This is a genomic window from Photobacterium satsumensis (genome assembly GCF_050336935.1).
GTDB lineage: Bacteria > Pseudomonadota > Gammaproteobacteria > Enterobacterales > Vibrionaceae > Photobacterium > Photobacterium satsumensis.
In genome coordinates this window covers 1-26,126 of the sequence record NZ_JAKJSK010000006.1, presented here as the reverse complement: position 1 = coordinate 26,126, position 26,126 = coordinate 1, and the positions used below count along the sequence as shown (strand labels likewise).

General features: G+C 45.7%; 24 protein-coding genes and 1 pseudogene. 12 read left to right on the top strand and 13 right to left on the bottom strand.

Annotated features, from left to right (window positions below):
* Positions 1-227: 227 nt before the first annotated feature.
* Both L4D79_RS00285 and L4D79_RS00280 read right to left on the bottom strand, forming a co-directional pair.
* Complete coding sequence (locus L4D79_RS00285; protein ID WP_428645790.1) at positions 228-602, bottom strand: Rid family detoxifying hydrolase; 375 nt, start codon at positions 600-602, stop codon at positions 228-230.
* 166 nt (positions 603-768) lie between these two features.
* A complete protein-coding gene (locus L4D79_RS00280; RefSeq protein WP_428645787.1) occupies positions 769-1,668 on the bottom strand; it encodes a LysR substrate-binding domain-containing protein in 900 nt (299 codons plus the stop codon).
* A 215-nt stretch (positions 1,669-1,883) separates the two neighbouring features.
* On the opposite strand from L4D79_RS00280, the gene L4D79_RS00275 reads away from it, so the two are divergent.
* A complete protein-coding gene (locus L4D79_RS00275) occupies positions 1,884-2,798 on the top strand; it encodes a DMT family transporter (RefSeq protein WP_428645784.1) in 915 nt (304 codons plus the stop codon).
* Between the two features lie 46 nt (positions 2,799-2,844).
* On the opposite strand, the gene L4D79_RS00270 is transcribed toward L4D79_RS00275, so the two are convergent.
* The gene (locus L4D79_RS00270) at positions 2,845-3,609 is read right to left on the bottom strand and encodes an ABC transporter substrate-binding protein (RefSeq protein WP_428651664.1); all 765 of its coding nucleotides are present in this window, start codon (positions 3,607-3,609) and stop codon (positions 2,845-2,847) included.
* A 24-nt stretch (positions 3,610-3,633) separates the two neighbouring features.
* Positions 3,634-4,722 (bottom strand): histidinol-phosphate transaminase, encoded by a 1,089-nt coding sequence (gene hisC / locus L4D79_RS00265; protein WP_428645781.1) that lies wholly within the window; start codon positions 4,720-4,722, stop codon positions 3,634-3,636.
* A 169-nt stretch (positions 4,723-4,891) separates the two neighbouring features.
* Between hisC and L4D79_RS00260 the strand changes: the two genes are divergently transcribed.
* From L4D79_RS00260 to L4D79_RS00250, 3 genes are all read left to right on the top strand, one after another.
* Positions 4,892-5,767, top strand: a complete 876-nt coding sequence (locus L4D79_RS00260) for a LysR substrate-binding domain-containing protein (RefSeq protein ID WP_428645778.1) — start codon at positions 4,892-4,894, stop codon at positions 5,765-5,767.
* Between the two features lie 174 nt (positions 5,768-5,941).
* The gene (locus L4D79_RS00255) at positions 5,942-7,438 is read left to right on the top strand and encodes a glycerophosphodiester phosphodiesterase family protein (protein ID WP_428645775.1); all 1,497 of its coding nucleotides are present in this window, start codon (positions 5,942-5,944) and stop codon (positions 7,436-7,438) included.
* A gap of 7 nt (positions 7,439-7,445) precedes the next feature.
* Entirely contained in the window at positions 7,446-8,222 is a 777-nt protein-coding gene (locus L4D79_RS00250; RefSeq protein WP_428645772.1) for an inositol monophosphatase family protein, read from the top strand.
* Positions 8,223-8,319: 97 nt separating this feature from the next.
* Here the strand turns inward: L4D79_RS00250 and L4D79_RS00245 are convergent, their stop codons facing one another.
* On the bottom strand, positions 8,320-9,345 hold the full coding sequence (locus L4D79_RS00245; RefSeq protein WP_428645769.1) for a bile acid:sodium symporter family protein: 1,026 nt from the start codon (positions 9,343-9,345) through the stop codon (positions 8,320-8,322).
* Between the two features lie 141 nt (positions 9,346-9,486).
* Here L4D79_RS00245 and L4D79_RS00240 point away from each other — a divergent pair, with 141 nt between their 5' ends.
* The 3 genes from L4D79_RS00240 (at position 9,487) to L4D79_RS00230 (ending at position 11,854) form a co-directional block, all read left to right on the top strand.
* A complete protein-coding gene (locus L4D79_RS00240) occupies positions 9,487-10,290 on the top strand; it encodes an AraC family ligand binding domain-containing protein (protein WP_428645766.1) in 804 nt (267 codons plus the stop codon).
* 94 nt (positions 10,291-10,384) lie between these two features.
* Positions 10,385-10,900 carry an SRPBCC domain-containing protein gene (locus tag L4D79_RS00235; protein ID WP_428645764.1) on the top strand — a complete coding sequence of 172 codons (516 nt, stop codon included), beginning with the start codon at positions 10,385-10,387 and terminating at the stop codon, positions 10,898-10,900.
* A gap of 240 nt (positions 10,901-11,140) precedes the next feature.
* Entirely contained in the window at positions 11,141-11,854 is a 714-nt protein-coding gene (locus L4D79_RS00230) for a GAP family protein (RefSeq protein ID WP_428645762.1), read from the top strand.
* 147 nt (positions 11,855-12,001) lie between these two features.
* On the opposite strand, the gene yghU is transcribed toward L4D79_RS00230, so the two are convergent.
* The gene (yghU, locus tag L4D79_RS00225; protein WP_428645760.1) at positions 12,002-12,859 is read right to left on the bottom strand and encodes a glutathione-dependent disulfide-bond oxidoreductase; all 858 of its coding nucleotides are present in this window, start codon (positions 12,857-12,859) and stop codon (positions 12,002-12,004) included.
* Between the two features lie 319 nt (positions 12,860-13,178).
* Here yghU and L4D79_RS00220 point away from each other — a divergent pair, with 319 nt between their 5' ends.
* Both L4D79_RS00220 and L4D79_RS00215 read left to right on the top strand, forming a co-directional pair.
* A complete protein-coding gene (locus L4D79_RS00220) occupies positions 13,179-14,645 on the top strand; it encodes a DUF1800 family protein (protein WP_428645757.1) in 1,467 nt (488 codons plus the stop codon).
* Between the two features lie 3 nt (positions 14,646-14,648).
* A complete protein-coding gene (locus L4D79_RS00215; RefSeq protein ID WP_428645754.1) occupies positions 14,649-16,406 on the top strand; it encodes a DUF1501 domain-containing protein in 1,758 nt (585 codons plus the stop codon).
* A 65-nt stretch (positions 16,407-16,471) separates the two neighbouring features.
* Here the strand turns inward: L4D79_RS00215 and L4D79_RS00210 are convergent, their stop codons facing one another.
* The 7 genes from L4D79_RS00210 to L4D79_RS00180 form a co-directional block, all read right to left on the bottom strand.
* Positions 16,472-17,104, bottom strand: a complete 633-nt coding sequence (locus L4D79_RS00210) for a 2-dehydro-3-deoxy-6-phosphogalactonate aldolase (protein ID WP_428645751.1) — start codon at positions 17,102-17,104, stop codon at positions 16,472-16,474.
* Positions 17,094-18,017, bottom strand: coding sequence for a 2-dehydro-3-deoxygalactonokinase (locus tag L4D79_RS00205; protein ID WP_428645748.1), 924 nt, complete (start codon positions 18,015-18,017; stop codon positions 17,094-17,096). Before L4D79_RS00205 ends, L4D79_RS00210 begins: the two co-directional genes overlap by 11 nt.
* A 59-nt stretch (positions 18,018-18,076) precedes the next feature.
* Positions 18,077-19,222 (bottom strand): mandelate racemase/muconate lactonizing enzyme family protein, encoded by a 1,146-nt coding sequence (locus tag L4D79_RS00200; protein WP_428645745.1) that lies wholly within the window; start codon positions 19,220-19,222, stop codon positions 18,077-18,079.
* Positions 19,223-19,234: 12 nt separating this feature from the next.
* Complete coding sequence (locus tag L4D79_RS00195; RefSeq protein ID WP_428645742.1) at positions 19,235-20,503, bottom strand: TRAP transporter large permease; 1,269 nt, start codon at positions 20,501-20,503, stop codon at positions 19,235-19,237.
* 11 nt (positions 20,504-20,514) lie between these two features.
* Positions 20,515-21,012: a TRAP transporter small permease gene (locus L4D79_RS00190; protein ID WP_428645739.1), complete on the bottom strand. Its 498-nt coding sequence runs from the start codon at positions 21,010-21,012 to the stop codon at positions 20,515-20,517.
* A 70-nt stretch (positions 21,013-21,082) separates the two neighbouring features.
* Positions 21,083-22,138: a TRAP transporter substrate-binding protein gene (locus L4D79_RS00185; RefSeq protein WP_428645737.1), complete on the bottom strand. Its 1,056-nt coding sequence runs from the start codon at positions 22,136-22,138 to the stop codon at positions 21,083-21,085.
* 52 nt (positions 22,139-22,190) lie between these two features.
* Positions 22,191-22,916, bottom strand: coding sequence for an IclR family transcriptional regulator (locus L4D79_RS00180; protein WP_428645734.1), 726 nt, complete (start codon positions 22,914-22,916; stop codon positions 22,191-22,193).
* A 322-nt stretch (positions 22,917-23,238) separates the two neighbouring features.
* On the opposite strand from L4D79_RS00180, the gene L4D79_RS00175 reads away from it, so the two are divergent.
* The 3 genes and pseudogenes from L4D79_RS00175 to L4D79_RS00165 form a co-directional block, all read left to right on the top strand.
* A complete protein-coding gene (locus L4D79_RS00175; protein ID WP_428645731.1) occupies positions 23,239-24,114 on the top strand; it encodes a 5'-methylthioadenosine/S-adenosylhomocysteine nucleosidase in 876 nt (291 codons plus the stop codon).
* A gap of 179 nt (positions 24,115-24,293) precedes the next feature.
* Positions 24,294-24,731, top strand: coding sequence for a hypothetical protein (locus L4D79_RS00170; protein ID WP_428645728.1), 438 nt, complete (start codon positions 24,294-24,296; stop codon positions 24,729-24,731).
* A gap of 120 nt (positions 24,732-24,851) precedes the next feature.
* Positions 24,852-26,126: pseudogene (locus L4D79_RS00165) on the top strand (hypothetical protein); the annotation flags it as partial.

Genomic DNA, 26,126 nt, shown 5'->3' with positions numbered 1-26,126 from the left:
TTTATTGATCAACAATAAATTCAATGTCAACTGACATAATATGTAACTAATGACTACCAGATAACTAAAACCGTCAATATATAAGTAGGAAGAAATTAAATGTGCGTAATGTTTTTAGTGATAGGAAATCAGGAAGATAAACCAATCAATGTCATTAATCCTTGATTAGCTTTTTCAGGTATCAAGAGGGAGAAAAAACCTCCCTCTTCAGCTGATGATCACAGAGGTTACTTAACAGCGATCACTTCAATTTCTACTTTGGCATCAAGAGGTAGGCGAGCGACTTCTACACAGCTGCGGGCTGGGCAGTTTTCACCAAAGAACGCCGCATAGACTTCATTGACGATAGCAAAGTCATTCAAGTCTTTTACAAACACTGTCGCTTTTACAATATCCGCTTTGGTCATACCGGCTTCGTTCACAATCGCTTCGACATTTGCCAATGACTGCTTAGCCTGCTCTGCCACATTGTCAGGCATGGTATTTGTCTCTGGGTTCAGCGGCAGCTGTCCCGATGTGATCAGCATATTGCCAAAGTGCTTGCCTTGAACATATGGGCCAACAGCGGCAGGTGCATTCACGGTATTGATTGTTTGAGTCATTGTTTTTCCCTTTTTTATGGTACCGGGTTGAGCCGGTGGAATCGCATTGGCCACCGACTTAACCCGTTCGCTTTAATAGAAATATACACTGCGAAAGGGAGAAATTATTTTCATAGTTTTCTTTAAATCTGCCGCTTGATGGAATCTTTTTCTATAACCTTGGCTATTAGCTATTGGCTTCGAACTGACCCCTAAACCAATTCCTTAGTGTGAGTACGCTGTCTTCTTTCAGTTTTTCGGGCAGGCAGACAAAATAAAATTCCTGATAAGGGTTCAATACGGGCTCTCCCACCTGTACCAACATGTTGTGCTTGATGTCATCGCGGACAAATTGCTTATGAGTGATCAGTACCCCCAACCTTCGTATCGTTGCCTGAACAGCTTGCACCGACGCGGTAAAGGTTAAGTTTTTCTGTTGGCTCGGCACCGCTAGCTGATGATGGTCACACCACACTTGCCAGTCATTCTGACGCCGGGGATTGGTTGCAAATATAGCCGGATACTTCGCCAATAGCTGCTGGGGAGTCGCTTGCTGGATTTCTTCCAACAAATGCGGACTGCACACCATGATTAGCTCATCGTCACCGAGTTTTTCGCAATAGTAATCCTGCCACTCTTCCGTTTTTCCATGCAGAAGGGCCACATCGACACCTTCTCTCTCCAGATCAAAGGCATGGATTATGTTGGAGATCCGAATATCAATATGCGGAGCGTATTCGTTAAAATCTTGGACGCGGGGGATCCACCAGTGAAGTGCCAGCGAATTAACCATATTTAAGGTAATACGGTTACTCGGCTTTTTATGGGCTATCGCTTCACTGGCTTCGACAATTTGAGTTAAAGCAGGGGCGACTTTACGGTAGTACTTGCGGCCTACCTGATTAAGCTCAACCCGGCGGCCTACCCTGCGAAACAAACTGACATCAAGCTGGGATTCCAAAGCTTTGATCGCTTGGCTGACAGCCGAATGGCTGACGCTGAGCACCTCCGCAGCATCCGTCATACTGCCGGTTTCTGCAACGGCCACAAATGCATAGATTGACTTAAGGGGAACCAACTTTCTCATATGTAAGTTTATCTAACAGTTTTAGTCAGTATTACTCGCTTTTTTCCCTTGGGCAAGCGCTCTAAAATCAAACCATATTTAGCTCTTTAGCAACGTCAGTTATCAAGCGATATCAGCTATCAGCTATCAGCTATCAGCTATCAGCTATCAGCATCACATATCCAGTCATAACCACTGCAAAGTGTCTCTTTTCTATATTTATGGAGTGAAAATTTATGCCCTCAGACCTCAGGCCTGTCCTTTTTATGCTTATCTCGACCTTCAGCCTGTCGTTTAATGGCCTCATGGGGAAACTGCTTACGGATAGTTTTAGCACCGAGGTACTGGGATTTCTGAGGTTCTTCCTGCCAGCAACCATTATGCTGTTGATGTTAAAAGCATCCGGCTGGGTTGTCCCCGATAAACACAATAGCAGGCCCATTATCATACGCGCCTTGTGCGTGGTAGGCAGTCAGCTCTGTTTTCTTTCGGCATTAAACGAATTAACCTTGGTCGAAAGTGTTGTGCTATTTAGTACCGGGCCATTATTTATACCGGTGTTAGAAAAACTGATGTATCGAACGCCCATTCAAGGGGTCACCTTAATTTGCCTGGCTATGACCTTTTTCGGCGTACTGCTGCAGGCAGGAGATCCGGCTGGGATAGAGTTACGCCCAGAACTGTTCATCGGCTTGGCGGCCGGAGGGTTCAATGCCCTCTCACAAGTGACCTTATTCAAGGGAGCCAAATCGAACCTACCACCAGCGGCGCTTAACGGCTGGTGCTTCATGCTGGCTGCGCTTATTCTGCTACCCGTTGCCACGATGCGAGTCGCAACATCAAGCAGTATGATGATTTCGTCCAACCCGTTCGATAGCAGCATTTTATTAGCAATGCTGGCGGTATTGGCGGTGAGTATTGTAAGCACACAGATGTTCCGCGCTAAAGCTTATCAATTAGTCTCTACCGGCTCGCAACTGGCACCCTTGATTTTCACCAACCTACTGTTTGCGCTAATTTGGCAAGTAAGCTTTTTCGATGAAACGCTCGGGATGAATAAGGTCGCGGGAATAAGCCTGATCGTTATTGCCACAATCATTAATACCGTTGGCCCGAGGTGGGTACAGCACCGCCGAGCTACTGCTCACTAGACAAAATCCCCTGTAGGCACACTACAGGGGATTCAATCTTTCAACTTTATTTTTCACCGTAAATATCGAAGCTAAAGTATTTAGCTGCGATTTTGTCATATGTTCCATTGGCACGAATAGTCGCGATAGCCTGGTTAAACTTCTCAGCCAGCGCCTTGTCATTCTTCCGCATTGCCAATGCCGTTCCTTCGCCGATGTAAGCAGGATCTGTCACCGCTTCTCCCACAAACTCAAAGCCTTTCCCCTGCTCTTTATCAAGAAAAGCGAGGGCAAGTTGATCAGAATTTCCAAAGACAGCATCCAAACGGCCACTTTGCAGATCAAGGTAGACCTCATTCTGCCCGTTATAGCGGCGGATATTCGCAACGTCACCAAATTTATCCGTTACATAGCGGTCATGTATCGTCCCTAGCTGAACCCCAATGCGCTTACCCTCTAAGCTTTGCTCATCAATCGTAACGCCAGAATCCACCCCGGCGACAAACCGCGCAGGGGTTTGATAATATTTGTCAGTAAATAGCACACGCTGCTTACGCTCTTCAGTGATACGCATCGATGCCATAATCACATCCGACTTACGTGCCAACAGTGAAGGGATCAAGCCATCCCAGCTTTGCGACACCCACTCACAGTTCAGTTTTGCTTCTTCACAGAGTGCATCAGCTATCTCGATATCAAACCCTTTCGGCGTACCCGACTCATCCTTGTAATTAAATGGTGGGTACGTGAAATCCGAAGCAAGACGGACAGGCTTTTGATCAGCAATCGCTGAACCCGATACAAAAGAAGCCAGCATTAGTGCTAATGTCATTGTTTTTTTCATCATAAGTTCCTTTTATATTTTCTCTGCTTCCGTCTGTTTAAGGGCAAGAAGCGTTTCACACATACTTTCTTTTGAACCAATCGTGATCCTGACGCAATTGGACAATGCCGGCTCGTGGGCCTGATTCCGGGTGACAATCCCCTTGCTGCACAAATAGCGATACATACATGTTGGCGAATTGAATTTGACCAGCAAAAAGTTAGTCGATGACATAAATACCTGTTCGACAATCTCAAGCTGGTTAAGCTCTGACGCAAACCACTCTCTGACGGTAATGAGCTCGTCCGTTTGAGCGTTCATCTGCTGAATACCCTTTTCCGTCATCGCTGACAGGGCAATTTCAGCGGTCGGATCAGCAATCGGATAAGGCGCAATCAATCGGGCCACCAAGTCCATCACACTATCATCTGCCAGCAAGAAACCACAGCGGATCGAGGCAAGACCAAAGGCTTTAGACAAGGTTCTAATAACAACCAGGTTAGGGTATTGCTCAATTAAGCCAACGACCGTCGTTTGCGGAGCGAATTCTATATAGGCCTCATCGACAACCACTAGCGCTTTATCTTTCGCCAGCTCCAGCAAGGTAATAATGTCTGCATGAGAAATAACGTTACCCGTTGGGTTATTTGGTGAGCAAAGAAACAGAATATTAACTAAGTCTAACTGTGAAGCAATCGTCTCCACATCCAATTGAAAATTAGATAATAAAGGGGCTTTGACCGTTTCAACCGCAATCGAATCGGCGCAAAACTCATACATCGCATAAGTCGGAGGACACACCATGATTTTGTCCTTACCCGGCTGGCAGAACGTCCTCACCAGCAAATCGATAGCTTCATCAGCACCGCGCAACGCAACCGCATTACCACCCATAAATTCAGTATGGGTTTGGCAGTAAGTCAAATACGCATTAGCAAGCTCATCGGGCAAAAAATCGGGGTATCGGTGGTAATCACCTTGCTGCCCCTCATAGACGCAACTGGCCTCTAATTCATTAGCATTCAACCAAATATGGCCGTCGCCCCCAATCCGGCGAGCAGACTGGTAAGGTATGAGTTTTTTTATAGCATCAGGCGCAATTTTTTCTGCCAGTGATTTCATCTAGGAACTCCATTCGCGAAAATGCTTCAATAAAACTCACCACTAAAGCATAAATAATCACATTTAAAGAATTTAAAATCATTATATGCAGTTTCTTCTTGATAAATGAATCGATAAATCGGCATACTAGCCATGAGAAAACCTCATAGCTAAGGAAGGGATGCAGCTAATGAAGGATCTACCGACCATCAAAGAACTCACTGCCTTTTTGATTACCTCGAAAACACTCAGTTTCACCAGTGCTGCAGATGAACTGAATGTCACCCAGGGGGCGATTAGCCGCCAAATAATCGCATTAGAAAATAGGCTGCAGACAACCTTGTTCCACCGTCAAGCGAGAGGTTTAGCCTTAACGGACAAAGGCCGAGAGTTCCTTCCGCAGATAGAAAAAGCGATCAATCAAATCCAGCATGCCGTCACTAAAGTCAGTGCTGATAAGAACCTGATAAAGTTGAAGGCACCAAGCTGCATCACAACCTGGCTTTTGCCAAAATTAATGGCCTTTCAGCAAGCCCACCCAGAGATTGATGTCGAGCTGACCTCCGCCATTAACCACAGCGTGAACTTTTCGACTGAGCCTTTCAATGCTGCAATCTGCTATGGACACAAGCCACATTCAGCTGAACTGTCCGCAAACTTATTGTTTAAGGAAATACTGGCACCGATGTGCTCACCCACGCTGATAGTGGGTAATGAAGAAGTCATGTCAGCCGAGAGAATGAGTCAATTTACTTGGCTACATGCAACGCCAGATAAAAGTGATTGGCAACTTTGGCTCAGCAACAATGCTGATAACCCGCCTGCACTCGCCACTCAAAACCAGCATTTTGCGACGCTTGACTTGGCCGTGAGTGCTTCACTTCAAGGGTTCGGTATTGCCATTGGTGATACGACCTTAGCCAAACCAGATCTAGACAGTCAACGCCTAGTTATGCCCAACCCAAATACCGTTACATCTGGAAAGGGCTATTATCTGGTTTACCCCGAAAGCCAGATTTCACCGGCAATGAAACTTTTAATTCAATGGCTTACTCGGGCGTGTTGACCTTTCTATATTTTCAATCACATTTTGGAAAACTCTGTCATCCAGCTTTCAAGCTTGAGTCATTGCAATGTCATCTGCGGTTCCAATAATGATCAACCGCCTAAATAGACACGTTACACCTTAAATTTGGGCAGCGTAAACCACCATGCATTAATCATTATGGAGACTGCTTGAATGTTACGGCAGCAACGTTTAGAAAGACTCATCCACCGCGCTCGATCATTCCCTTTATGTATTGCCCATCGCGGTGCCAGTGGTCACAAGTTGGAAAACACCCTAGAAGCTTTTGCCTACGCGGCCAAACTTAACGCTGAAATGTGGGAAATAGATGTACGATTAACAGCGGACGGTGTTTGTGTGGTCAGCCATGATGACAACTTGGAGCATACCGCTGGTATTGATAAAAACATCTCTCAGTTAACCAACGAGCAACTCCAACAGCATGCCCTCTACAATGGAGAAACCGTCCCGACGTTCCAGCAAGTGCTTGACCTCGCCATTGCAACCGACTGCGGCTTGTATATCGAGCTAAAAGGTGAAGGCGCTGGTATCGAAGTACTGCGTCTTCTTGAGCAAACACCTTATGACAACGTCGTTATAGGTAGTTTTATTTCCAAATGGGTCGAAGAGCTGGATAACCATGGCTCTGCATACCCACTTTCGGTGCTAGTTCGTGCCAATGAATGTCCGTTTGAGCAAGCACAATTGTCGAAAGCCGACATGATCCATCTCTGCTGGGAAAGAGCGTCAGAAACACCTCATGAACATCTCACTCCAGAGCTATTCGCCAAAGCCCAAGCACGTAACCTCCCAGTGGTGATCTGGCATGAAGAACGCCCTAGCGAGATAGCAAAGCTTATCCAGATGCCTGTGATTGGGATCTGCTCTGATCTTCCGGAACTGATTACTCGCTACCAACCACATCCATCTAACCCGGTTGAACTGGTTTTACACCGCGGTGCCAATGATGTCGCACCAGAAAATACGATAGCCAGTGCAACCATCGGCTATCGCATGGGTGCAATGGTGATCGAGTTGGATCTCAATACCAGTGCTGATGGTAAATTAATGGTGATCCACGATCATACAGCTGATCGTACTACTGATTTATCAGGGCCTATCCGGGAGCTCAGCAGCCAACAGCTCCTCAACTGCGATGCTGGCAGCTGGTACAACCCAAGCTTTGACGCTCAGTATGTCAGCCTGTTTTCGGACTACCTTATGCTGGCCAATCAATTTGACGGCCAACTCTATGTCGAGCTAAAGGACGCTGACGTTGATCAGGTCATCGCTGAAGTAAAACAAAACAACGCCCTTGAGCGCTGCTTCTTTTGGAGTTTCAATAATGACTACCTAAGCCAGCTGAACACCCATTACCCAGAAGCAAAGCTCATGAGACGTCGACAAGACTTTGAGTCTTTACTGAGCTTAATTGAGGCAGGTAAACCCGCTATCGTCGAATTTGATTACCAGATTGATAACTTGAATGAATTCAGTCTATGTCGCGATTTTGGCATCAAAACAATGTTACGTTATCCCGATGCCAATATTGATAAATGGGTAGCACTGATCAAGCTACAACCTGATATGGTTAATATCGATCACCCTTTTGCTTTCAGTAAAGCTTACCGCCAGTGGAGACAAGAGCAAAAGCTAGAAATTAATAGTTAGGTACTAAATGAAAAACGAATTACTACATCGCTATAGCTTTGCCTGCCAACTAGCACGGGAAGCAGGTTCACTGGCCTTGAACTATCAAAACCAGCTCAAGGAAGAAGGCCTTGCCGTAGACGTCAAAGGCAAACAAGACTTCGTCAGCATAGCCGATCGTGAAACGGAAAATTTCATCCGCCAACAACTGGCAGCTAACTTCTCCGAAGATAGCTTTCTAGGAGAAGAAAGCGGGGAAACTACGCACACCCATACACAATCGGGCACCGGGACTTGGGTTGTCGACCCCATTGACGGCACAACCAATTTCCTGCGTAAACAGCCTATGTGGTGTGTTTCTATCGCTTATGTCGTCAATGACGAGCCTGTCATCGGTGCCATTTACGACCCATGCCATGATGAATTATTTTCTGCGATTAAAAGTGAAGGCGCATGGTTAAATGACAAGCGTCTGACTGTCGACCGAGATAGTCAAGATGTCGTTGGCTTGGTAGATCTGGGGTATTCAGCAAAAATGCCTTTGGAAAACTACCTAGGTACAATGCAACGCCTGCTTGACCATGGAATAGAGCACCGCCGCCACGGTTCAGCAGCACTGGGACTCGCCCATGTCGCATCGGGGCAATTTGATGGCTTCCGTGAAGATTTCATCAACGCCTGGGATATCATGGCCGGCATTGTGATAGTCCAAGAAGCAGGGGCAGACGTTCTGGTCGATAAGGTAAAAGGCGGCTATACCATCCAAGCAAGTATTCCCAGCTTGACCACCTTGCTCAAAGGCTAACGCGACCTTTCTGACTAAACGGACATAAAATAACAGTCACCCAATGTTATCGAACATCCGGTGACTGTTTTTTATTCTATATATCTATTTAAAGCAATTAACCAGCATTAGCGGGCTCAGCTGAAGCTTGTTCGGCTGCTTGCTCACTCTCTTTCGCATAACGATTAGCCAGGATCGCACAATAAAAAATCTGGATTTGGTGATAGAACATAATTGGTAGCAACATCATGCCCAGCATCGGATTAGCCCCAAAAATCACTTTTGCCATAGGCACGCCAGCCGCCAAGGTTTTCTTGGTGCCACAAAATACAGCGGCAATTTCATCTTCACGATTAAAGCCAGCCTTACGGGCAATCCACTGCATACTGTGTACCACCAGCAACAAGATAACGGTGGTGAGCAGCAAGGCCATCGCCAAAGTACTTAAGGCAAAATCAGACCAGATCCCATCTTTCACCGAATCACTAAATGCATTGAAGACAATAAGCAGGATTACCCACTTGTCGATTTTGTTGATGATTGACTTTCGTTTCTCCAAAAGCTTAAGAAGTACCGGACGTAACAGTTGACCAACAATCATTGGCAGCAGCAGCATAGAAGAAATGGACACTACGGTATCAATAATATCCATCTCGACCCCTTCCATCCCCATGAACCATTGAATTAACAATGGTGTGATCAGCACACCCAATACGCTGGATAGTGAGGCATTAAAAATCGCTCCCGGTACATTGCCTTTGGCCGCACTGGTCATAGCGACCGATGACGAAATCGTACTCGGCAATACAAATAAATAACAGAAACCAAAGGCCAATGCGGCGGGCATCATGGCATGGAAAACATTACCGAAAATAAGCCAGAGCAATGGATAGGCTATAAAGGTCGCGCTCTGAACAAAGAGATGCAGCTTCCAGTTAGTGATACCGGCTTTAATCGCTTTCGGCGACAGTCCAATACCATGCAAGAAGAAAATAACGGCAATACCCACAGCTGTCACTTGGTCTAACTGAAGTATTCCACCTGACTGTCCAACGGAAGGCATTATGGCTGCTAACGCAACCGCGACTAGCATTCCGCTTAAAAACCATTCTTTTTTGAAGTAATTGATAACTTGTTTGAACACACTCTCACCTTTCCAGCTTGCCTGCCATCCATTGGCAACGTTTAGCTAATAGGATACGCTGGTGAGAACTTCCTGCTATCGCAAAGAAGATAACTTTTATCGATAATAGGACAAAGTAGCCCACTATATCCCCGGCAGGTTATGAAACAGACAATCAGCAGAAGCCAGAGACAACATAGGCAAGTCCCCCTACTTAGGGAGCTCCCCCGTCCCGTTTATGCCCGAGTCGAAAGTTGGCAGCAGTCCGGTAGCCAAACCCACTGGCATACCCACGGTTGGGGCCAGTGGTCCTATGCAGCCGAAGGCATGCTCATCGTCCATACCCGCCAAGGCCATTATGTGGCCCCTCCTCAATTTGCAATTTGGATCCCCGAGGGGATTGAGCACAAGGTGATTTCCAATGGCGCCGCGCAAATGCGAAGTCTCTATATCGACACCACATCATTACCCGGTAAAGAATGGAAACAACCAAGAGTCTGTAGCATTACCCCTTTGGTGCGCGAACTCACCCTGCAATTTTGTGAGCTTCCCACTGACTACAACATCACCAGTGCCGACGGGCGGTTGGCGCAAGTACTGATCGATCAAATAGCTTGCCTTCCCCCCGCGGCAACTCAATTAACGATACCAAGTGATAAACGCCTTGCCACACTCGCTGATCTTCTCCAGGTACATCCCGAAGAGCCGAGGGACATTGAAAAACTCGGGGAGCTCGTTGGCTTATCAGGTCGAAGCGTCAGCAGACTTTTCAAGCAACAAACAGGGCTGACGTTTCAGCAATGGCGTCAACGAGCCAGGTTACTTGAAGCCTTAAACCGATTGGAATCTGGCACGCCGGTTACCAGGGTCTCCCTGGAATGCGGCTACGATTCCGTCTCTGCCTTTGTTTCCATATTCAAAAAACAATTTGGCGTTACGCCCGGAAAGTACCTCCGAAAAAGCTAGTGACAGACACAGAAGCTCTGTGGTGCCTGACCAACTAGTGAAATCACACTATCCGTATTAGTCTTTAAATACTTCACAGCAAAAGGCAAACACGATGACGACCAGCAAGGAAATCCATTGGCCTGAATATTACCACCCCAAGAATGCGCAATTGCATGTGAGAAACGAAACACTGATCCCCGCAACAGCCGATGCTATCTGGTCCAGTCTCATCCATGCCCCTTGCTGGCCCCAATGGGGGCGGGCCAAAACATCAGTACAGATCATCAATGGTGATGGCGTCGAACTGCATAAGGGAACAATCTTTCGTTGGAGAGCAAGGGCTCTGCATTTTGATTGTACCGTTGTGGAATATATCCCCCATGAGCGGATCGCATGGAAAGGAAAATGTGGTGATGTCGATATGTACCATGCATGGCTGATAGAACCGACCGATGATGGTTGTGTTATCTTAACAGAATCAACCCAACGCGGCGGGATGACTTGGTTGACCAAATACTTCACCAGCCGAAACATTCACTCTTACCACAGAAGATGGCTGGATGAACTCAAACAGCAGCCTGAGTGTCAAAAACGGAGCTCGATTGGCAACTGCAGCAAAGACAGATAGTCCGACATAAAAAGCCTAACAATGAGCTCAGCCTGCAGTATCCTATCGAGATTGAATGGCAGGCATACAAGTCAATGATTTAAATTGCTATTAGCATCATTCGAGCTATCGTAGCGTCGAATTAATCGTGCTTGACTGAAGTAAATCGCTTTACATTCGGTAAAAATCACAATATAAAAGCAACTGAGGACGACCTCAGCATTTGAGTAAAGATATGGGACGGCCCATTAAGGGCATAACATGTTTTTTTCTCAAGTTGATCTGCTTCACGAAGTTATCACCATCCTTCCTATTTTGGTTGCTATCTCTCTTTTCGATAGCACTTCCATGGTATCAATAGGCATTATTCCGTTTATCAGTCTGCTTGGTAACAAGAAACCTTTTTCCGGCACTTTCTCTTTTTTGCTGGGAATATATACTGTCTGCATGATCTTCGGGCTGATAATGCTACTCGGCGGCGAGTTTGCTGTAGATACACTAGGTCCATTCATCAGTGAGATTTTCAACAGTAATATCAGGTATATACTTCAGATTTTCATTGGGCTACTGATTGTCTTCATGTCGGTCAAGTCATACAGAGCACTTGCGAGCAATAGCGATAGCAATAACCAAATAAATATTCCATCAGGTAATGCATACTTGCTCGGAGCAACGCTAACTGTTTTAGGCGTACCTGGGGCTTTTCCCTATTTGGGCGCAATCAGCCAAATACTCAGTCTAGATGCCGGCTTACCGATGTCTTTACTATTAGCCGCATTTTATAATTTCGTCTTTTTGACGCCCTTTATATTGATTATGGGGATTGTGATGCTATATCCAAAATATACCCAAAAGCTCATCGTATTTATCAATAATAATTTTAAGAAGGGTGCTATAGGAATCCTGTTCCTGATTGGTATTCTTCTCCTTGGTGATGCAGCCTACACATTAACAAAGCAACTGATAGCAATGTAGTTAGCAAGCAGGCAATAAGGGATCCAGCGAGAAATGGCTGTTATTCTTACTCAGCCATTTCTCGCGACTTGCTTGTAACCTCTACGTAACCATAAGCAAAGCTCACGAGCAGCGTGAGCATTTATAGCAATGATTGTTGCACAAAGGCTAAGGCTTCCGCTTCAACGCCTCATCAATATCACTGGCACTGTGGCGTTCGGGTACCTGTTCCCACTCTTCCCCCCAGGTACGGTTGACCATTTTGCCGCGCTGTACCGCAAGACGGGCATCAATTTCTTTGGCCCAACGGACTAAATGCGTGTATTGCTCCACCTGCAAGAACTCAGCTGCATCATAAAGCTTGCCCAGTACCAAATTGCCATACCACGGCCAGATAGCCATATCCGCAATGGTATATTCATCACCAGCCACGAACGCATTATTCGCCAACTGTTTATCAAGCACATCCAACTGCCGCTTGGCTTCCATCGTAAAGCGGTCAATTGGGTATTCAAATTTCTCAGGCGCATAGGCATAGAAATGACCAAATCCGCCCCCCAAGTATGGCGCAGAGCCTTGAAGCCAGAATAACCAGTTCATTACCTTGGTCTTTGCAGCTACATCTTGTGGTAGAAAGTGACCAAACTTCTCAGCGAGATAAAGTAAAATACCACCAGACTCAAAGACGTTAATCGGCTTTTCAACGGAGTAGTCAACCAGCGCAGGAATTTTAGAGTTAGGGTTCACCTCAACAAAGCCAGATGAAAACTGATCACCTTCGCCAATTCTAATCAAGTGGGCATCATACTCCGCTTCAGAAACCCCGGCGGCCAGCAGCTCTTCCAACATGATCGTGACTTTCTGCCCATTTGGCGTCCCCATCGAGTAAAGTTGCAGGGGATGAGAACCGACAGGCAATGCCTGTTCATGCCTAGCGCCAGAGTCTGGGCGATTGATGCTGGACCATTCCCCACCGTTTTCACTGTCGTAAGTCCAAATTTGAGGTGGGTTATATTCTTTTGCCATTGGCATTTCTCCTCTCAGATACTTAGCAACATCAAAAAAGAATAATCGTTAAAACACATTAGTCAATGGCATAAAAACGCGCAACAAATTTGGGGACTGTACCCACTTCAATTTTCTCTCTGTGTGCATTTACTACAACGTCAGTGAAAAGTTAAATAAACAATAAATGGCTAATTCTGGAAATAATTTCTCACTTATATATCAATATTCTTTATATGGTTATGAGCATTGATATATTGACATTAATAAAAGCAATAACATAAAACAAACACAGCTTACTTACCGATAAACATAATTAATTTATACGCAAGGAAAAGTAATGGCAGAAAATTACCGTCAAGCTTATCGGACGCTAGTACAAAGTACTTTAGGTCCAAGTGAAAGTGATATAAATAGCTTTCTCTCATATTCAGGTGTTGCCGAGTGGGTTGAAAGCCAAAAAGAGCTACCACCAACTTCATGGCAAAGCCTATTCGAGTACCAGCAAGAAAACCATTCAAAACCTGGCTGGACTGATGTCCACCTTAATTGTAGTTGGATGTATATGGCCGTTGAAAAGACAGATATATTACGCCAGCGTGTCGCCTATATATTCACACAGCTATTTGTTGTCAGCAAAACAGTACCGACCCTTCGCAGCCATGATAGGAAAATTGCCTTTGCTCATTACTATGATCAATTAGCCAATAATTGTCTTGGTACGTTCAGATCAACGCTTGGCGCTATGGCCCTGCACGCAATAATGGGTGAGTTTTTAACTTACCGAGATAACAACTATGTTGAGGGCAAAAGCCCTGATGAGAACTTCGCCCGTGAAATTTTACAGCTCTTCACCATAGGGCCATATTTACTCAATCTAGATGGCACTCCTGTGCTCGATAGCCATGGCCGGGAAACCCCAAGCTACACGCAGAAAGACATAGAAAACTTAGCCCGCGTATTTACCGGTTGGAAACTGGATGACAAAAATTGGCTAAAGCCAATGGTCGATAGTGGCACCCATGATCCAGAAAGTAAAAATGTACTGGGACTAGAGATCCCAGCCGGCTTAAGCGCAAAAGATGAAATGCAGCAGGTATTGGATATGCTAAGTAGCCATCCAAACACCGCACCATTTATTGCCAAATTTTTTATCAAAAAAATGGTTACAGCTAACCCTAGCCCAGACTACGTAAAGCGAGTTGCATCGGCGTTTAACCGCACCCACGGAGATATGTCAGCAACCATCACAGCAATCCTTGATGATCAAGAAGCAAGACAAACTGGTGGGCAATATGATGGAAAACTCCGTGAACCAGAAATTGTTTATATACACGCACACCGAGCTTTGGGCATGCAGCGCAAAGCTGGTCAGTTAATTTGGGATAATTTGTACGCCTGGCGGGGGCAGCGCTTCTGGCCAATGGCCTCACCGTCAGTATTTTACTATTACCAGCCTGATGATGCCCCAAATGACGGTATTTTCGACAAACATGTTAGCCCTGAGTTTGCGGTATATAACTGGATAGACTGCCATTATTACCACGACCAAATTCGCCGTGCCTGTCATCAGCATGGTATAGAGTATGACTTCTCTGAATTCAAATCTTTATTTGAAGGTTTCGAAGATGAAGAATTAATTACGAAACTTGATCAGTGTTTATTTGGCTATACCATGCCAGAAAATGTACGGTCTGCCGTCCGCAACTACCTCATAGCAACACCAAGCAATAGAAGTAGTAATACAAGACTGTGGCAACTATTTATCCAGTTGATCTTTTCGCCATCATTTCACACTCAGGGTTAAGCTATGAAACTATCAAGAAGAAATTTTATTAAATCAAGTATCAGTGGCATAGGCATCTCAACCCTAAGTATGAATAGCACGCTTGCTCGAGCTTTTGATACCTGCGAACCAAAGCAATATAAGGCTTTAATTGCCATTAACTTATCCGGTGGGTGCGACGGATTTAATATGTTCATCCCGCGGGAAGACGTTAAATACCAGGAATATTCTACAGCTAGAGAAAATTTAGCAATCAAGTTTGATGATATCATTCCGCTCTATCTAAATGATGATTCTAACCAACTTGGTTTGCATCCGGCCTTAGCCCCGTTACAAACGTTTTTCGACTTAGGCCTTGCCGCTCCGATTGTAAACACTGGACCACTGTTACAGCCAGTGACAAAAGAGCAAATTCAAAATGATCCATCACTGTTGCCAGATAAGCTTTATGCGCATAACTACCAGTCGCAAATAGTTCAAACAAATACGAGTACCAGCCTCAAACAAGATGGTTGGGGCGGCGAAGGACTTGACCTCGTTATCAATGGCTATAGTGATACATCACCAATGTACTCAATGTCATCGTCATCGAATATTTGGGCATACTCAAGGAATATAACCCCAAGCCTATTAGGTAACTCACTACCACCAGACTATAACTTTGATGGTTACCAGCAGGCAGAAGACCTATTCAGCGAACTACGTAAAGCCGACTCATTAGATAGCAACATCCATCGACAGTATTTCAGTACTGAGAGCCAAAGGGCACGTGAACAATATACGCTCTTTAGCAGCATCATCTCTGATGATAGTGATCTTGGTTTTCCAAGTTCTGACTTTGGCCAGCAATGCCGCCGTGTCTATCTGATGATCAAAGAGCGAGCCCAACTATCACAAGATGTTCAGTGCTTTTCGCTAAACTTAGGCGGGTTTGATACCCACTCAAACCAACTAAGAGATCAGCACAGTCTATTTGAGACTCTCGCAGCCAGTCTAGCCGTACTTTTTTCTAAACTAAAAGAAGATGGGCTTGCCGAAAATGTTGCCGCTTTTACGTTTTCAGAATTTGGTCGAACCGTAGAGCCGAATGCCTCCGGCACGGACCATGGCTGGGGAAGTAATCACTTGGTCATTAGTGGCGACTTAAACGGCAACCAGATTTTTGGCCAATGGCCATCACTTGTGATTGATGGCGAACAATCACTCAGCCGCGGCAGAATGATCCCGACTCTGGCGAGCGATCAACTTCATGCCACACTATTAAATTGGCTTGGCGTTTCTCCTGATGGTCTGGAATACCTATTTCCATCATTGAAAAAGTTTAACCCGCAGTTGCTACCTCTATTCTCAAGCTGCGACAGTGGGCTCGGTGATTATCAAGTTACCCCACAATCCATTGAAGCTGAACAACAAAAGCCGGATGAGCCACCAAGCCATGCTGTTGATGGTCAATTAGAAACCAAGTGGTCAGCAAAAGGCAAAGGGCTTCCTTTCACGTTACATTTCGACCAGCAGCATCAAATACACACATTGAAAGTAGCGCAAGCCAAGGGTGACCAACGCCAGTACTTCTTTACCGTCGAATATAGCGAAGACGGTACTGTATTTAACAAGCTCATAGATATCACAACTCCAGGGGATAGTGATCAGCTCATTGAGCTATCTCTCGGCACCGTTTCGGCCCAAAGTATCCGCTTAGTCTGTAACGGCAATAACGATCCAGACGCCAAACGCCTAAGGGAGTGGAACAACTTCAGAATCATTGAACTCTGGGCACGATAAGCTCCTAAACAGAAAGGAAGCCATAAGGCTTCCTTTATTATTTCACCAACTTATTCAGCGTTACCTTAACAGGCATGAAAGGCTTCCACATAAGCCTTCGCATTGTTTCTAACTTCATCGATACTCATACCCGGCTTATATAGCGCAGCACCTAAACCGAAGCCTTGGGCACCCAACTCTGTATACGGTTTCATGCTATCAACACTTGGGCTAATGCCCCCTACTGGCAAGCAAATAGCATCTGGCGGCAACACTGACTTAAGCGCCTTGAAACCTGACGTACCCAGCATGGTTACCGGAAACAGCTTGAGACCGGTTGCTCCTGCAGCAATTGCATCAAAAGCTTCTGTTGGTGTTACTACGCCAGGGAAAGTGGCACAGCCCGCTTCAACCGACATTTTAACGACGTCTTCGTTGTAGTTTGGTGTGACCACTAAATTTGCACCCGTTTCAATAACCTGCTGAGCAAGCTCTGGCGTTGTAACCGTACCCGCACCAATGTAGTAATCACTACCGAAGTGGTCCACCAGCGTCTTGATACTGACTAGCGCATCAGGGCTGTTGAGTGGAACTTCAATCATGGTGAAGCCCTCTTCGATAAGCACTTGTGTCACATCAATCACTTCAGACGGTGTCACACCACGGATGATCGCCACAAGAGGCAAGTTATCAGCCAAGTTAAATGGTTTAGTTGTCATTGTTCATTACCTCTTGAATTGCAGCCATTCCGGCAATGAAACACTCATCGCCATTGATATAGGTTGATTCGATGCCAAGTTCTTGGCAGGCAAGTTGATAGCGTTCGCACAGCTTACTTCCCCCCACCAGGTAGACTTGCGCCTGTTTAACGTCTAGCGCTTTGAGTTCATTGCCAATCAACACACCGGATAGGTAATCCAGTACTTCTGCATCGGTAATGTTGTCGAACAAGCGATGGGTTCGCGCCATAAACAAGGTATTGGTAAGCTGCTCTCCCTGCCCTTCACTTACGCCTTTAAGAAATACCAAGTCATCGGTTAGCGGCTCCGCTTCCGGCAAGCCTCGCCCCAAAATCGTATGCTTTGAAATCACAGAAAATAACTCGCCGGTCATATAGGATGAGAATTCAACCAATTCCCCCTTGCTAAAGACGGCATGTTTGCTGTGAGTTCCCGGCATAACCGCAACTAAGTCAGCCATACCTGTTAGCTTCGCCAGACCAAAAAGCTGCACCTCTTCACCTCGCATCACATCGTACAAACCATTTTCAGTTTGATGACTGACACCGGGAACAATCGTTGCAGTTGCTCCCCACGGTAGTTCGAACCGGTATGCTTTATCGGCAAGTTGCCGGGCAGACACCGAAGTCGGCGCATAATCGACATTGGCCCAACCTTGCTGTGAGCCCACCATACCGGCCATGAAAATAGGCAGGTGCTTATACTCGTCTAGCCAGTCTGACAACACATTTTCCAGTTCGATAGCAAACTCGCCTTCCTTTACCTGCAACAGGCCCAGCGACAACTCAACCTTATCGAGTACGTCACCTTGCTTGCCCATCGCAAAAGCACGGAAGTTCGTCGTTCCCCAGTCAATAACGAGCCAATGTGCTGGTAATTGTTTTTTCATCATTCGACAAGATCCCTAGCATTGCCCCGCTATCACGGGGCAAAATATTAAAATTCAGAAAGTTAGTTGATCTTATAGCGTTCGATGATCTCTCGGTTTACATCTACGCCGATACCCGGCTTAGTCGATATTTGAACCTTGCCTTCGACCATCTTGATACCGTCACAAATCAAGTCTTTGCGGAATGGATGAGAAGACTGGTCGTACTCAAGCATTGGCTCAATCGGGTTCAATGAAAGCGGTGCAGCTGGCAATGAAGCAATGAATTGCAGTGATGCCGCAATGCCAATGCCCGAGCCCCAGACATGCGGGATCATGCGGGTATTGTTAGCCTGTGCCATCGCCGCAATTTTCTTGCACTCGGTAATACCACCCGACGAGCACAGATCCGGCTGGATAATGTCGAGTGCATTACCTTCAAGCCATGGGCGGTAGCCCGTTTTGCCAAAGACCTGTTCACCCGCCGCAATATACGTTTTCGATAGGTTTTTGATCTGCTGGTAGCCTTCCAGATCTTCCGGTGCCAGCAACTCTTCGAGGAAGTACGGGTTATACTCTTCGGTTTCCTTGATGATGCGGCGTGCCGCCCCGACGCTGTAGGCACCGTTAGCGTCAGCCATGATCTTCACATCATCACCCACCGCTTCGCGGATCGCTCGGATCAACGCGACATCCTCGTCGATACCAAACCCGATCTTCAGCTTGAATGCACCAAAACCAGACTCGACATGACGGTGCGCCTCGTCGATAGAATCAGCAGGGTAAGTCGCCCCTTCTACGCGGTAGAAACCTGTCGCGTATGGCGTTACCTCTTTACGGAAAGCACCGCCGATCAGTTTGTGGATTGGTTGATTAAGCGCCTTACCCATAATGTCCCACAGCGCAATGTCAACGCCACTGATAGCATTGACCGCTGAGCCACCTTGGCCATACGGACGGGTCAAGTTGTACATCTCTTCCCACAGCACTTCGACATCAAACGGGTCGCGGTTAAGCAGCAGTGGTTTGAAAGCATGCTCAATGAACGCAGCAGCAATATGCGGTGGTTGCAGGCCATGACATAGCGCTTCACCAAACCCTGTGATCCCTTCATCTGTCACGATTTCCACAATCAGCGAGCTACGGTTATGCACCCAGCCTTGCGAGAAATAGAACGGTTGCTCCAGCGGTACAGAAATCGCGTGAGGAATAACGTCAATAATTTTCATAGTGTTACCTTATTAAATCAGTGCCAGAGACAGTTGCGGGATGAAGATGACAAACATCAGGGCAATCAGCATTGCGACGAAGAACGGCACAATGGCTTTCGACAGGCGTTCAACGGAGATCCCCGAAACACTCGAACCGACGAACAAATTCAAGCCAAGCGGTGGGGTTATAAACCCGATAGCCAGAGTGACAACCATGATGATACCGATGTGTACCGGATTGAATCCGAACAGCATGGCTACTGGCACGAGGATTGGTGTCAGGATGATGATGGCGGCAACGGTTTCCATGAAACAGCCCACAACAAGCAGTAGCGCGACCATCAGCAGAATAAAGACAATTTTGCTGTCAGAGAAAGCCAGCATGGCATTGGCAATTTGTGTTGGGATTTGCTCAAGTGCCAAGTACTTACCGAAGGCAGTCGCCGTACCGACAATTAGCAATACAATTACTGAGGTCAGGACAGATTTGGTGAAGATCTGCGGTAGATCCTTGAACGTGATTTCCTTGTAGACAAACAGGCTGACAACCAAACCGTATACCACAGCCACCACACTGGCTTCGGTCGGCGTGAAGATACCGCCGTAGATACCACCCAGGATGATCACAGGTATAAGCAGCGCCAACTGCGCATGCTTGAGCTGTTCGAACACTTCTTTGAATGAGAATGGCTCATCAGATCCCTTGTAGCCTTTCTTCTTGGAATAAATATACGCCCAAACAATCAAGCAAAATGTCACAAGAAGGCCAGGGACAACACCGGCAATAAACAAGTCGCCAATTGATGTGCTAGCAGACACGCCATACATCACCATTGGGATACTCGGTGGGATCATCACACCAATTGCACCGGCAGCAGTCACAACCGCAGTAGCAAAGCCTTTGTCATAGCCATATTTGATCATCGCAGGGATCATGATGCCGCCAACAGCAGCAACGGTAGCCGGGCCCGAACCAGAAATCGCCGCAAAGAACATACAGGTTATGATTGAGGCAATGGCAAAGCCACCGGTGATATTTTTCACTAATGAGTTAGCAAAATTCACCAAGCGCTGGGAGATGCCGCCGCTTCCCATGATGTCACCGGCCAAGATAAAGAACGGCACGGCCATGATAGGGAAAGAGTCAACAGAGGTAATAAGCGTGCTTACTAGGAAATCAACACTCAGGTTTCCTGTTGAAAGAATCGTTACCAAGGTAGCGATACCCAGTGCGATCGCAATCGGCACGGTATAGACCACCAAGAAGGCAAAGGTTGAAAAAAGAATAAATATAGACATGCTTCCCTTCCTTATTCGCTAGCTTTGATTTGGCCAAGCTTGATCGCTTCAAGCTCATCAAAAGTGATAATCATTTGCTGAATCAAACGAAACGACGTAAGCCCAAAGCCAACCGGCCCAGCTAAGTACACAATCCACATTGGCAACCCTAGCGCTGGCGAAGTTTGACCAAGGTGATAAAGCTCCAAAACCATTTGCGTAGAGTGGAAAAGAATAAAACATGCAAACGTAAAGAAAACGAAGTCAGCTAGCAACGACAAATACTTCTTTTCTTTGTCATCCAATAACATCGCAATCGCGTCAATTTTAATATGACTCTTGCGCGAAGCCGCAAAACTCACTCCGATATAAACCAGCCAAATAAAGCAATAACGGGCAAGTTCTTCAGTCCAAGAAAGGGATATATCTAACGTACGTGTCACAACCTGAGTAAATATCGCAATAACCATCACCGCGAGTAAAATACAGGCCAATGTATTTTCTAAGTATTTATCTAACCATTTAATCATAAGGTTTTCCTTATTCCGCTTGGTAATTACCTTCACCAAGCGGAAATACCGATAGAGTGGCTTATTTCAGTTACTGAACCGCTGATTCTTTTTCAGCTTTGGCAATTTCTTTAGTGAATGAATCAATGATATCGCCACCGATTACATCACGGTATTTATCAACCACAGATTCAGTCGCCTTACGGAATTCACTACGCGCTTCCGGTGTAAGCTCAGTGACCTGCATATTGGCCTTAATAGTATCTAGGCTATCGTTATTAACGCGGCGGTTAACCTCACGCTGGTAATCCCCAGCCTCGACTGCAGCCTGACGCACTGCCGCCTGATCATAGGCACTCAACTTATTCCAGCTCGCCTCACTGAAAATCAGTACCAGCGGTGTGTAAACATGGCCAGTATCTGTCATTTGCTCTTGCACTTCATAGAGGTTATTCAGTGCAATGTTCGGGTATGGGTTTTCCTGCCCATCAACCGTACCTTGCTGAAGCGCGGTAAACAGTTCATTGAAGGCCATAGGTGTTGGTGTCGCACCCAGTGCTTTCCAAGCATCAAGGTGTAGCGGACTTTCCATAGTACGGACTTTCAAGCCTTTTACGTCATCAACGTTTGTCACTGTACGGCGCGAGTTGGTTAGGTGGCGGAAGCCATTCTCCCAAAAATCCAAACCAATCAAGCGACGAGATTGCAGCATGTCCAACATACCATCAGCAAAGTCACTACGTAGTACTTTATCGGCAACCGCTTCATTCGGGATCATAAAAGGAAGATCAAAAACATTATATTCCGGATAAAAGTTTGCCAATGGTGCAGTTGATGGAATGGACACATCCAGTGTTCCCAACTGCAGCATTTCAATCGCTGCTCGGTCATCGCCTAATTGCGCCGAAGGGTAAATATCCACGGTTAAATCCGTTGATTTTTCAACAAGCTCTTTAAATTTACTCGCGCCATCATAAATAGGATGCTGAGTATTGGAACTCATACTAAAACGCAGGGTTTTAATTTGAGATTCACAGGCTAAATTTGCTGTCGTTGTTGTATTATTGCCATTCGTTACAATAGCGGCGCCAATAATGGAGGCGATAAAAATCCCACCAATGGCTAGAATTTTACCTGATCTAGACATAGTATCTTCCTAATAGGTCTTATATATAACGATAGTTCGTTATTTGTAGAGGTTAGTTAAGTTGTTCAGATATCTTCTGACTATATGATTTCATTAAGGGAATAAGTGCCTGCATTCTTTCATCGGGCATATATTCTTTAATACTGGTAACGGAAATAGCAGCAATAATATTATTGTATTTGTTGCGGATAGGCACTGCTACACATCGTACGAGATCTTCATTATCTTCAAGATCAAAGCTGTAATCACTTTTAGCGTATTCTTCCATGCGGACTAGCATGGCTTCTAAATCAACGCCCTGTTGTTTTTTGATTAGACGTTGCCATTCTGTTTTAGGCATATCAACCATCAACGCTTTCCCAATACCGGTTGCCGCCATCGGCAGTCGGTCACCCACTTGGGAGCGAAGTTGTATCGCCCTTTCGCCCGGGATCTTATCGAGATAGAAGATCTCATCCTCATCTTTGATCCCAAGGTGTACGGTATCTTGCGTTTCTTCAGCCAATGCCCGTAAGAATGGCTTCGCTATCTCTTTAAGTGGCATATCTTGCTGGGCACGGATCCCCAATTGGATCATCTTCGTCCCAAGCACTAGGCCAATACCTTTCACTTCGCGAACATAGCGCGCTTCAATCAAGCCCTGCAGAATGCGGTGAACAGTCGACTTAGGTAAATCCAACAATTCACAAATATCTTTCAATTGGCGGTGTCCATCAGCAATAGCATCGATCACTGCGATAGCTTTGTTTAATGCCTGATTGCCTTGTTTAGAACTCATAGTCACGCCCCCCAATTTCTGATGGGGTAAATATAGCGTGCTGGAATTTTAGAAAATGTGACCATGGTCAACGTTCCATTTTGCGGAACACGGTTCCCACATAGTGGAACTTTTACTGAATTGTGAACGAATATCGCTGGATATGTGACCTGTTTCATTGTGTTTCGCGACCAAGAAACTTCTCATATTTACCATTACTTATTAGTGGTTTATTCCAAATTGATATAATTATTTACAAACACCACTGGCGACGCAAACGATTGCGCTGTATATTCCCCGCCGTAGACAATTAAGCGCTTAAGCTAAAAACAAGGATCCCCCTATGCTATCGCAATCTAAAAAAGTGTTATTCACCATCGGTGCACTACTACTTTCAACTGTCGCAACGGCTTCAACCGTGAAGAGCGTCATCGTCCCATCACACGAAGCACCAAAGCAGCCAATTTTAATCCAAGGCCCAATGCCTATCGAAGCGGAGTACTTCGCTGACTTGCTTAAGGATGTTCGCATCGAACACAGCGGTAACTTCACTTTCTATATTGGTATGCTTAACGACTATCCAATCGTAGTGACCAAAACCAGCAAAGGTGTAGAGAATACGGCGGCGGCAACAGCGATTGCTATCGAGCGCTACAAACCACGCGCCATCATCAACCAAGGTACTTCTGGCGGCCATGACAAGTCACTCAATGTTGGTGATATTGTTCTAGGCAAGCGATCATTTAATGCAGGCAACTTCAAGACACCTCGCCTTGCTGAAGGCGAAGGTTCTCACCCTATGGATTGGATCCCGATGGATGTGATGGCATCTGAAAGCAGCGCAGGTGAAGGCGATGCTGCGGCTGATGCTGAAAAGGTTCGTTATTATGCAGGTAACGAAGATCTGTTAGCTTCTGCTCACGCAGTAAAAGAAACGCATAAGCGCGGTAAAGTTGTTGAGGGGACTATCGCTTCAGCAAACTTCTGGAACAATGAAATCGATCGCATGAACTGGCTACACGAAAACTACGGCACCAGCGTTGAAGAAATGGAAACCGCTTCTGCAGCAATGATGGCTGAAGCCTACGGCGTTCCATTCCTAGGTATTCGTATCCTATCGAACAACCTGACAAACGGTGGCAAGTACGACCCATCAACGGCAACGGATAACCAGAAGTTCGTGAAAAACGTCGTTCTACACTATATCTCTACACTGTAATCACCGTTCAAATTTCTTATCGTAAGCCCGCTAAGTGTATACTTGGCGGGCTTTTAATTTTGTTAAATCAGCAGGTTATCACCTATTGTATTTACACATCAAAGTAATAGGTTGAATCGATTAGCCTAATTTTCTAAATATTAGACAATGGCCAAAAGTTAAAAAAGAGCCAGTCCCATATGTTTAACAAACAATTTGAAGAAACAGTCAAAGCTTCCATCACTAACATTCAATCACTGCTGACAATCAACTTTGACAATCCACACCTTAACATCCATAAAGTGGTCTTTGATGATTACTACAAACCTTGTTTTGAAGTACATATTCAAAACCCAATGAATAACACAGACAGTATTGAATTAGACTTTGAGCAACTTTCATATTACTTGAAACACCCCAAAGATCTTATCGTCTATTACTACAAAGAAAGATATGTCGACTATCTTGAGTGGCTAAAAACCGGTGGATTGGTCCAGTGTTCCGCGATCACCACCACAGGCATCCGCTGCAAAAATTACATCAATAACAAGACATACAACTTACACGAACACATCAAGTTGAAAAACAAAGGGCGAATGTGCTTCAAGCACCAAAGTGAACCCGAAAGCCAACGTTAACTTGCTCACACTATCTTAGAAAACAGGATACCTGTGTGATTATTCGTGACGCTTTCACCTAAATCCGCATGCCAATATAACTGCCAACGTGAACAAAACAACAACAAGCATGAGGTCTAAATGAAACCTACAGCAATGGCAGTAGTACTCTCAGGTATCCTATTTGGCGGCTTGGCTAACGCCAGCACAAACACGAATGAAAGTAATGTTATCCATAATCCGGGCTTTGAAGATAAAGGGCTGGGATGGAGTTATTGGTTTGCCAATATTCGTAGCGACGGTGCTTATGAGGGTACGTACCGTGGTCGTATCGCTATTGGTGCCGAGCACCATATCAGCCAAATCATCACCGTTCCCGAAACCGCCTATTACGATTTATCAGCCTTTATTCAGAATGATAAACAAGGCGGTCAGTTTGGACTGAAGAACTTGGCAGGAGAAACCTTGTTATCAAAGCAGGTTGGTGCAAACAGACAATACTCGCTAAACAAAATCAAACATATTGCGCTTGAAGAAGGCGAAGTGCTTTCTGTGTTTTTCTCCGGTTCGGACAAAACAGCCGTCAGTATTGATAATGTCACTTTAGCTAAGTCGAAAAACGACAAGCTGCCGGCATTCAACCAAATCATCCAATTCAATGTCGCCGAGCAATCCGGTACAACCACGATTAATCGTAATGAGCAGCGCATTGAGTTTTCAGTACCTTATGACACAGACGTAACCCAATTAACGATAAGCAACCTATTGGCTTCACCTCAAAGCCAAACTAGCCTGCGCCAAGGTGACATTGTTGATTTCTCGAACCCAATAACGGTTGATGTCATCAATGAAAAAGGAAAAAGTGAAACTTGGACGGTTAGCGGCCAGGTCAGCGAGAAAGAAGTCACCATTTCATCCTCTAACACCGAGCTTGAAGATGCCTTTAACTGGGCCATCGATAAAACCAAGCAATTTGTGATGACCGGCCAAAGCGGCCTAGTTAACCGTGATGAGCGTAACAACGACGGTAGCGGCACTGCTGACTATATCCCTTCCTACTGGGCTGGGTATTTCGACCGAACTGCCTTCTATTCGCGTGACTTCCTCCACCAAGCCAGTGGTGGCTGGTTAGCCGGCCTAGGGGCGGAAAACCTTTCCATGTTCCAAACCTTTGCCCGTCACTCAACCGAGCCGCGTAAATGGTACACCTTGTGGGCTATCAACTTCGACGGCACCCCGCACACCATCGATTACCACCACGATGATTACTTCGTTCGAGAAGTACCGGCACAATTTGAATTTGTCGAAAAGGCCTTTGAGCAGTACCGTTGGACTGGTGATGACCGCTATATCAATGATCCAGACTTATGGCAATTCTATACCAAGGTACTAACCGACTACATCGCCCTGCATATG

Bases quoted from the DNA above. Each gene is read 5' to 3' on its own strand.
- L4D79_RS00275 (WP_428645784.1), top strand. From the start codon at position 1,884: ATGCCCTCAGACCTCAGGCCTGTCCTTTTTATGCTTATCTCGACCTTC.
- L4D79_RS00250 (WP_428645772.1), top strand. From the start codon at position 7,446: ATGAAAAACGAATTACTACATCGCTATAGCTTTGCCTGCCAACTAGCA.
- L4D79_RS00175 (WP_428645731.1), top strand. From the start codon at position 23,239: ATGCTATCGCAATCTAAAAAAGTGTTATTCACCATCGGTGCACTACTA.
- hisC (WP_428645781.1), bottom strand. From the start codon at position 4,722: ATGAAATCACTGGCAGAAAAAATTGCGCCTGATGCTATAAAAAAACTC.
- L4D79_RS00260 (WP_428645778.1), top strand. From the start codon at position 4,892: ATGAAGGATCTACCGACCATCAAAGAACTCACTGCCTTTTTGATTACC.
- L4D79_RS00195 (WP_428645742.1), bottom strand. From the start codon at position 20,503: ATGTCTATATTTATTCTTTTTTCAACCTTTGCCTTCTTGGTGGTCTAT.
- L4D79_RS00220 (WP_428645757.1), top strand. From the start codon at position 13,179: ATGGCAGAAAATTACCGTCAAGCTTATCGGACGCTAGTACAAAGTACT.
- L4D79_RS00200 (WP_428645745.1), bottom strand. From the start codon at position 19,222: ATGAAAATTATTGACGTTATTCCTCACGCGATTTCTGTACCGCTGGAG.
- L4D79_RS00235 (WP_428645764.1), top strand. From the start codon at position 10,385: ATGACGACCAGCAAGGAAATCCATTGGCCTGAATATTACCACCCCAAG.
- L4D79_RS00255 (WP_428645775.1), top strand. From the start codon at position 5,942: ATGTTACGGCAGCAACGTTTAGAAAGACTCATCCACCGCGCTCGATCA.
- yghU (WP_428645760.1), bottom strand. From the start codon at position 12,859: ATGGCAAAAGAATATAACCCACCTCAAATTTGGACTTACGACAGTGAA.
- L4D79_RS00190 (WP_428645739.1), bottom strand. From the start codon at position 21,012: ATGATTAAATGGTTAGATAAATACTTAGAAAATACATTGGCCTGTATT.
- L4D79_RS00210 (WP_428645751.1), bottom strand. From the start codon at position 17,104: ATGACAACTAAACCATTTAACTTGGCTGATAACTTGCCTCTTGTGGCG.
- L4D79_RS00280 (WP_428645787.1), bottom strand. From the start codon at position 1,668: ATGAGAAAGTTGGTTCCCCTTAAGTCAATCTATGCATTTGTGGCCGTT.
- L4D79_RS00205 (WP_428645748.1), bottom strand. From the start codon at position 18,017: ATGATGAAAAAACAATTACCAGCACATTGGCTCGTTATTGACTGGGGA.
- L4D79_RS00285 (WP_428645790.1), bottom strand. From the start codon at position 602: ATGACTCAAACAATCAATACCGTGAATGCACCTGCCGCTGTTGGCCCA.
- L4D79_RS00270 (WP_428651664.1), bottom strand. From the start codon at position 3,609: ATGACATTAGCACTAATGCTGGCTTCTTTTGTATCGGGTTCAGCGATT.
- L4D79_RS00230 (WP_428645762.1), top strand. From the start codon at position 11,141: ATGTTTTTTTCTCAAGTTGATCTGCTTCACGAAGTTATCACCATCCTT.
- L4D79_RS00180 (WP_428645734.1), bottom strand. From the start codon at position 22,916: ATGAGTTCTAAACAAGGCAATCAGGCATTAAACAAAGCTATCGCAGTG.
- L4D79_RS00215 (WP_428645754.1), top strand. From the start codon at position 14,649: ATGAAACTATCAAGAAGAAATTTTATTAAATCAAGTATCAGTGGCATA.
- L4D79_RS00185 (WP_428645737.1), bottom strand. From the start codon at position 22,138: ATGTCTAGATCAGGTAAAATTCTAGCCATTGGTGGGATTTTTATCGCC.
- L4D79_RS00170 (WP_428645728.1), top strand. From the start codon at position 24,294: ATGTTTAACAAACAATTTGAAGAAACAGTCAAAGCTTCCATCACTAAC.
- L4D79_RS00240 (WP_428645766.1), top strand. From the start codon at position 9,487: ATGAAACAGACAATCAGCAGAAGCCAGAGACAACATAGGCAAGTCCCC.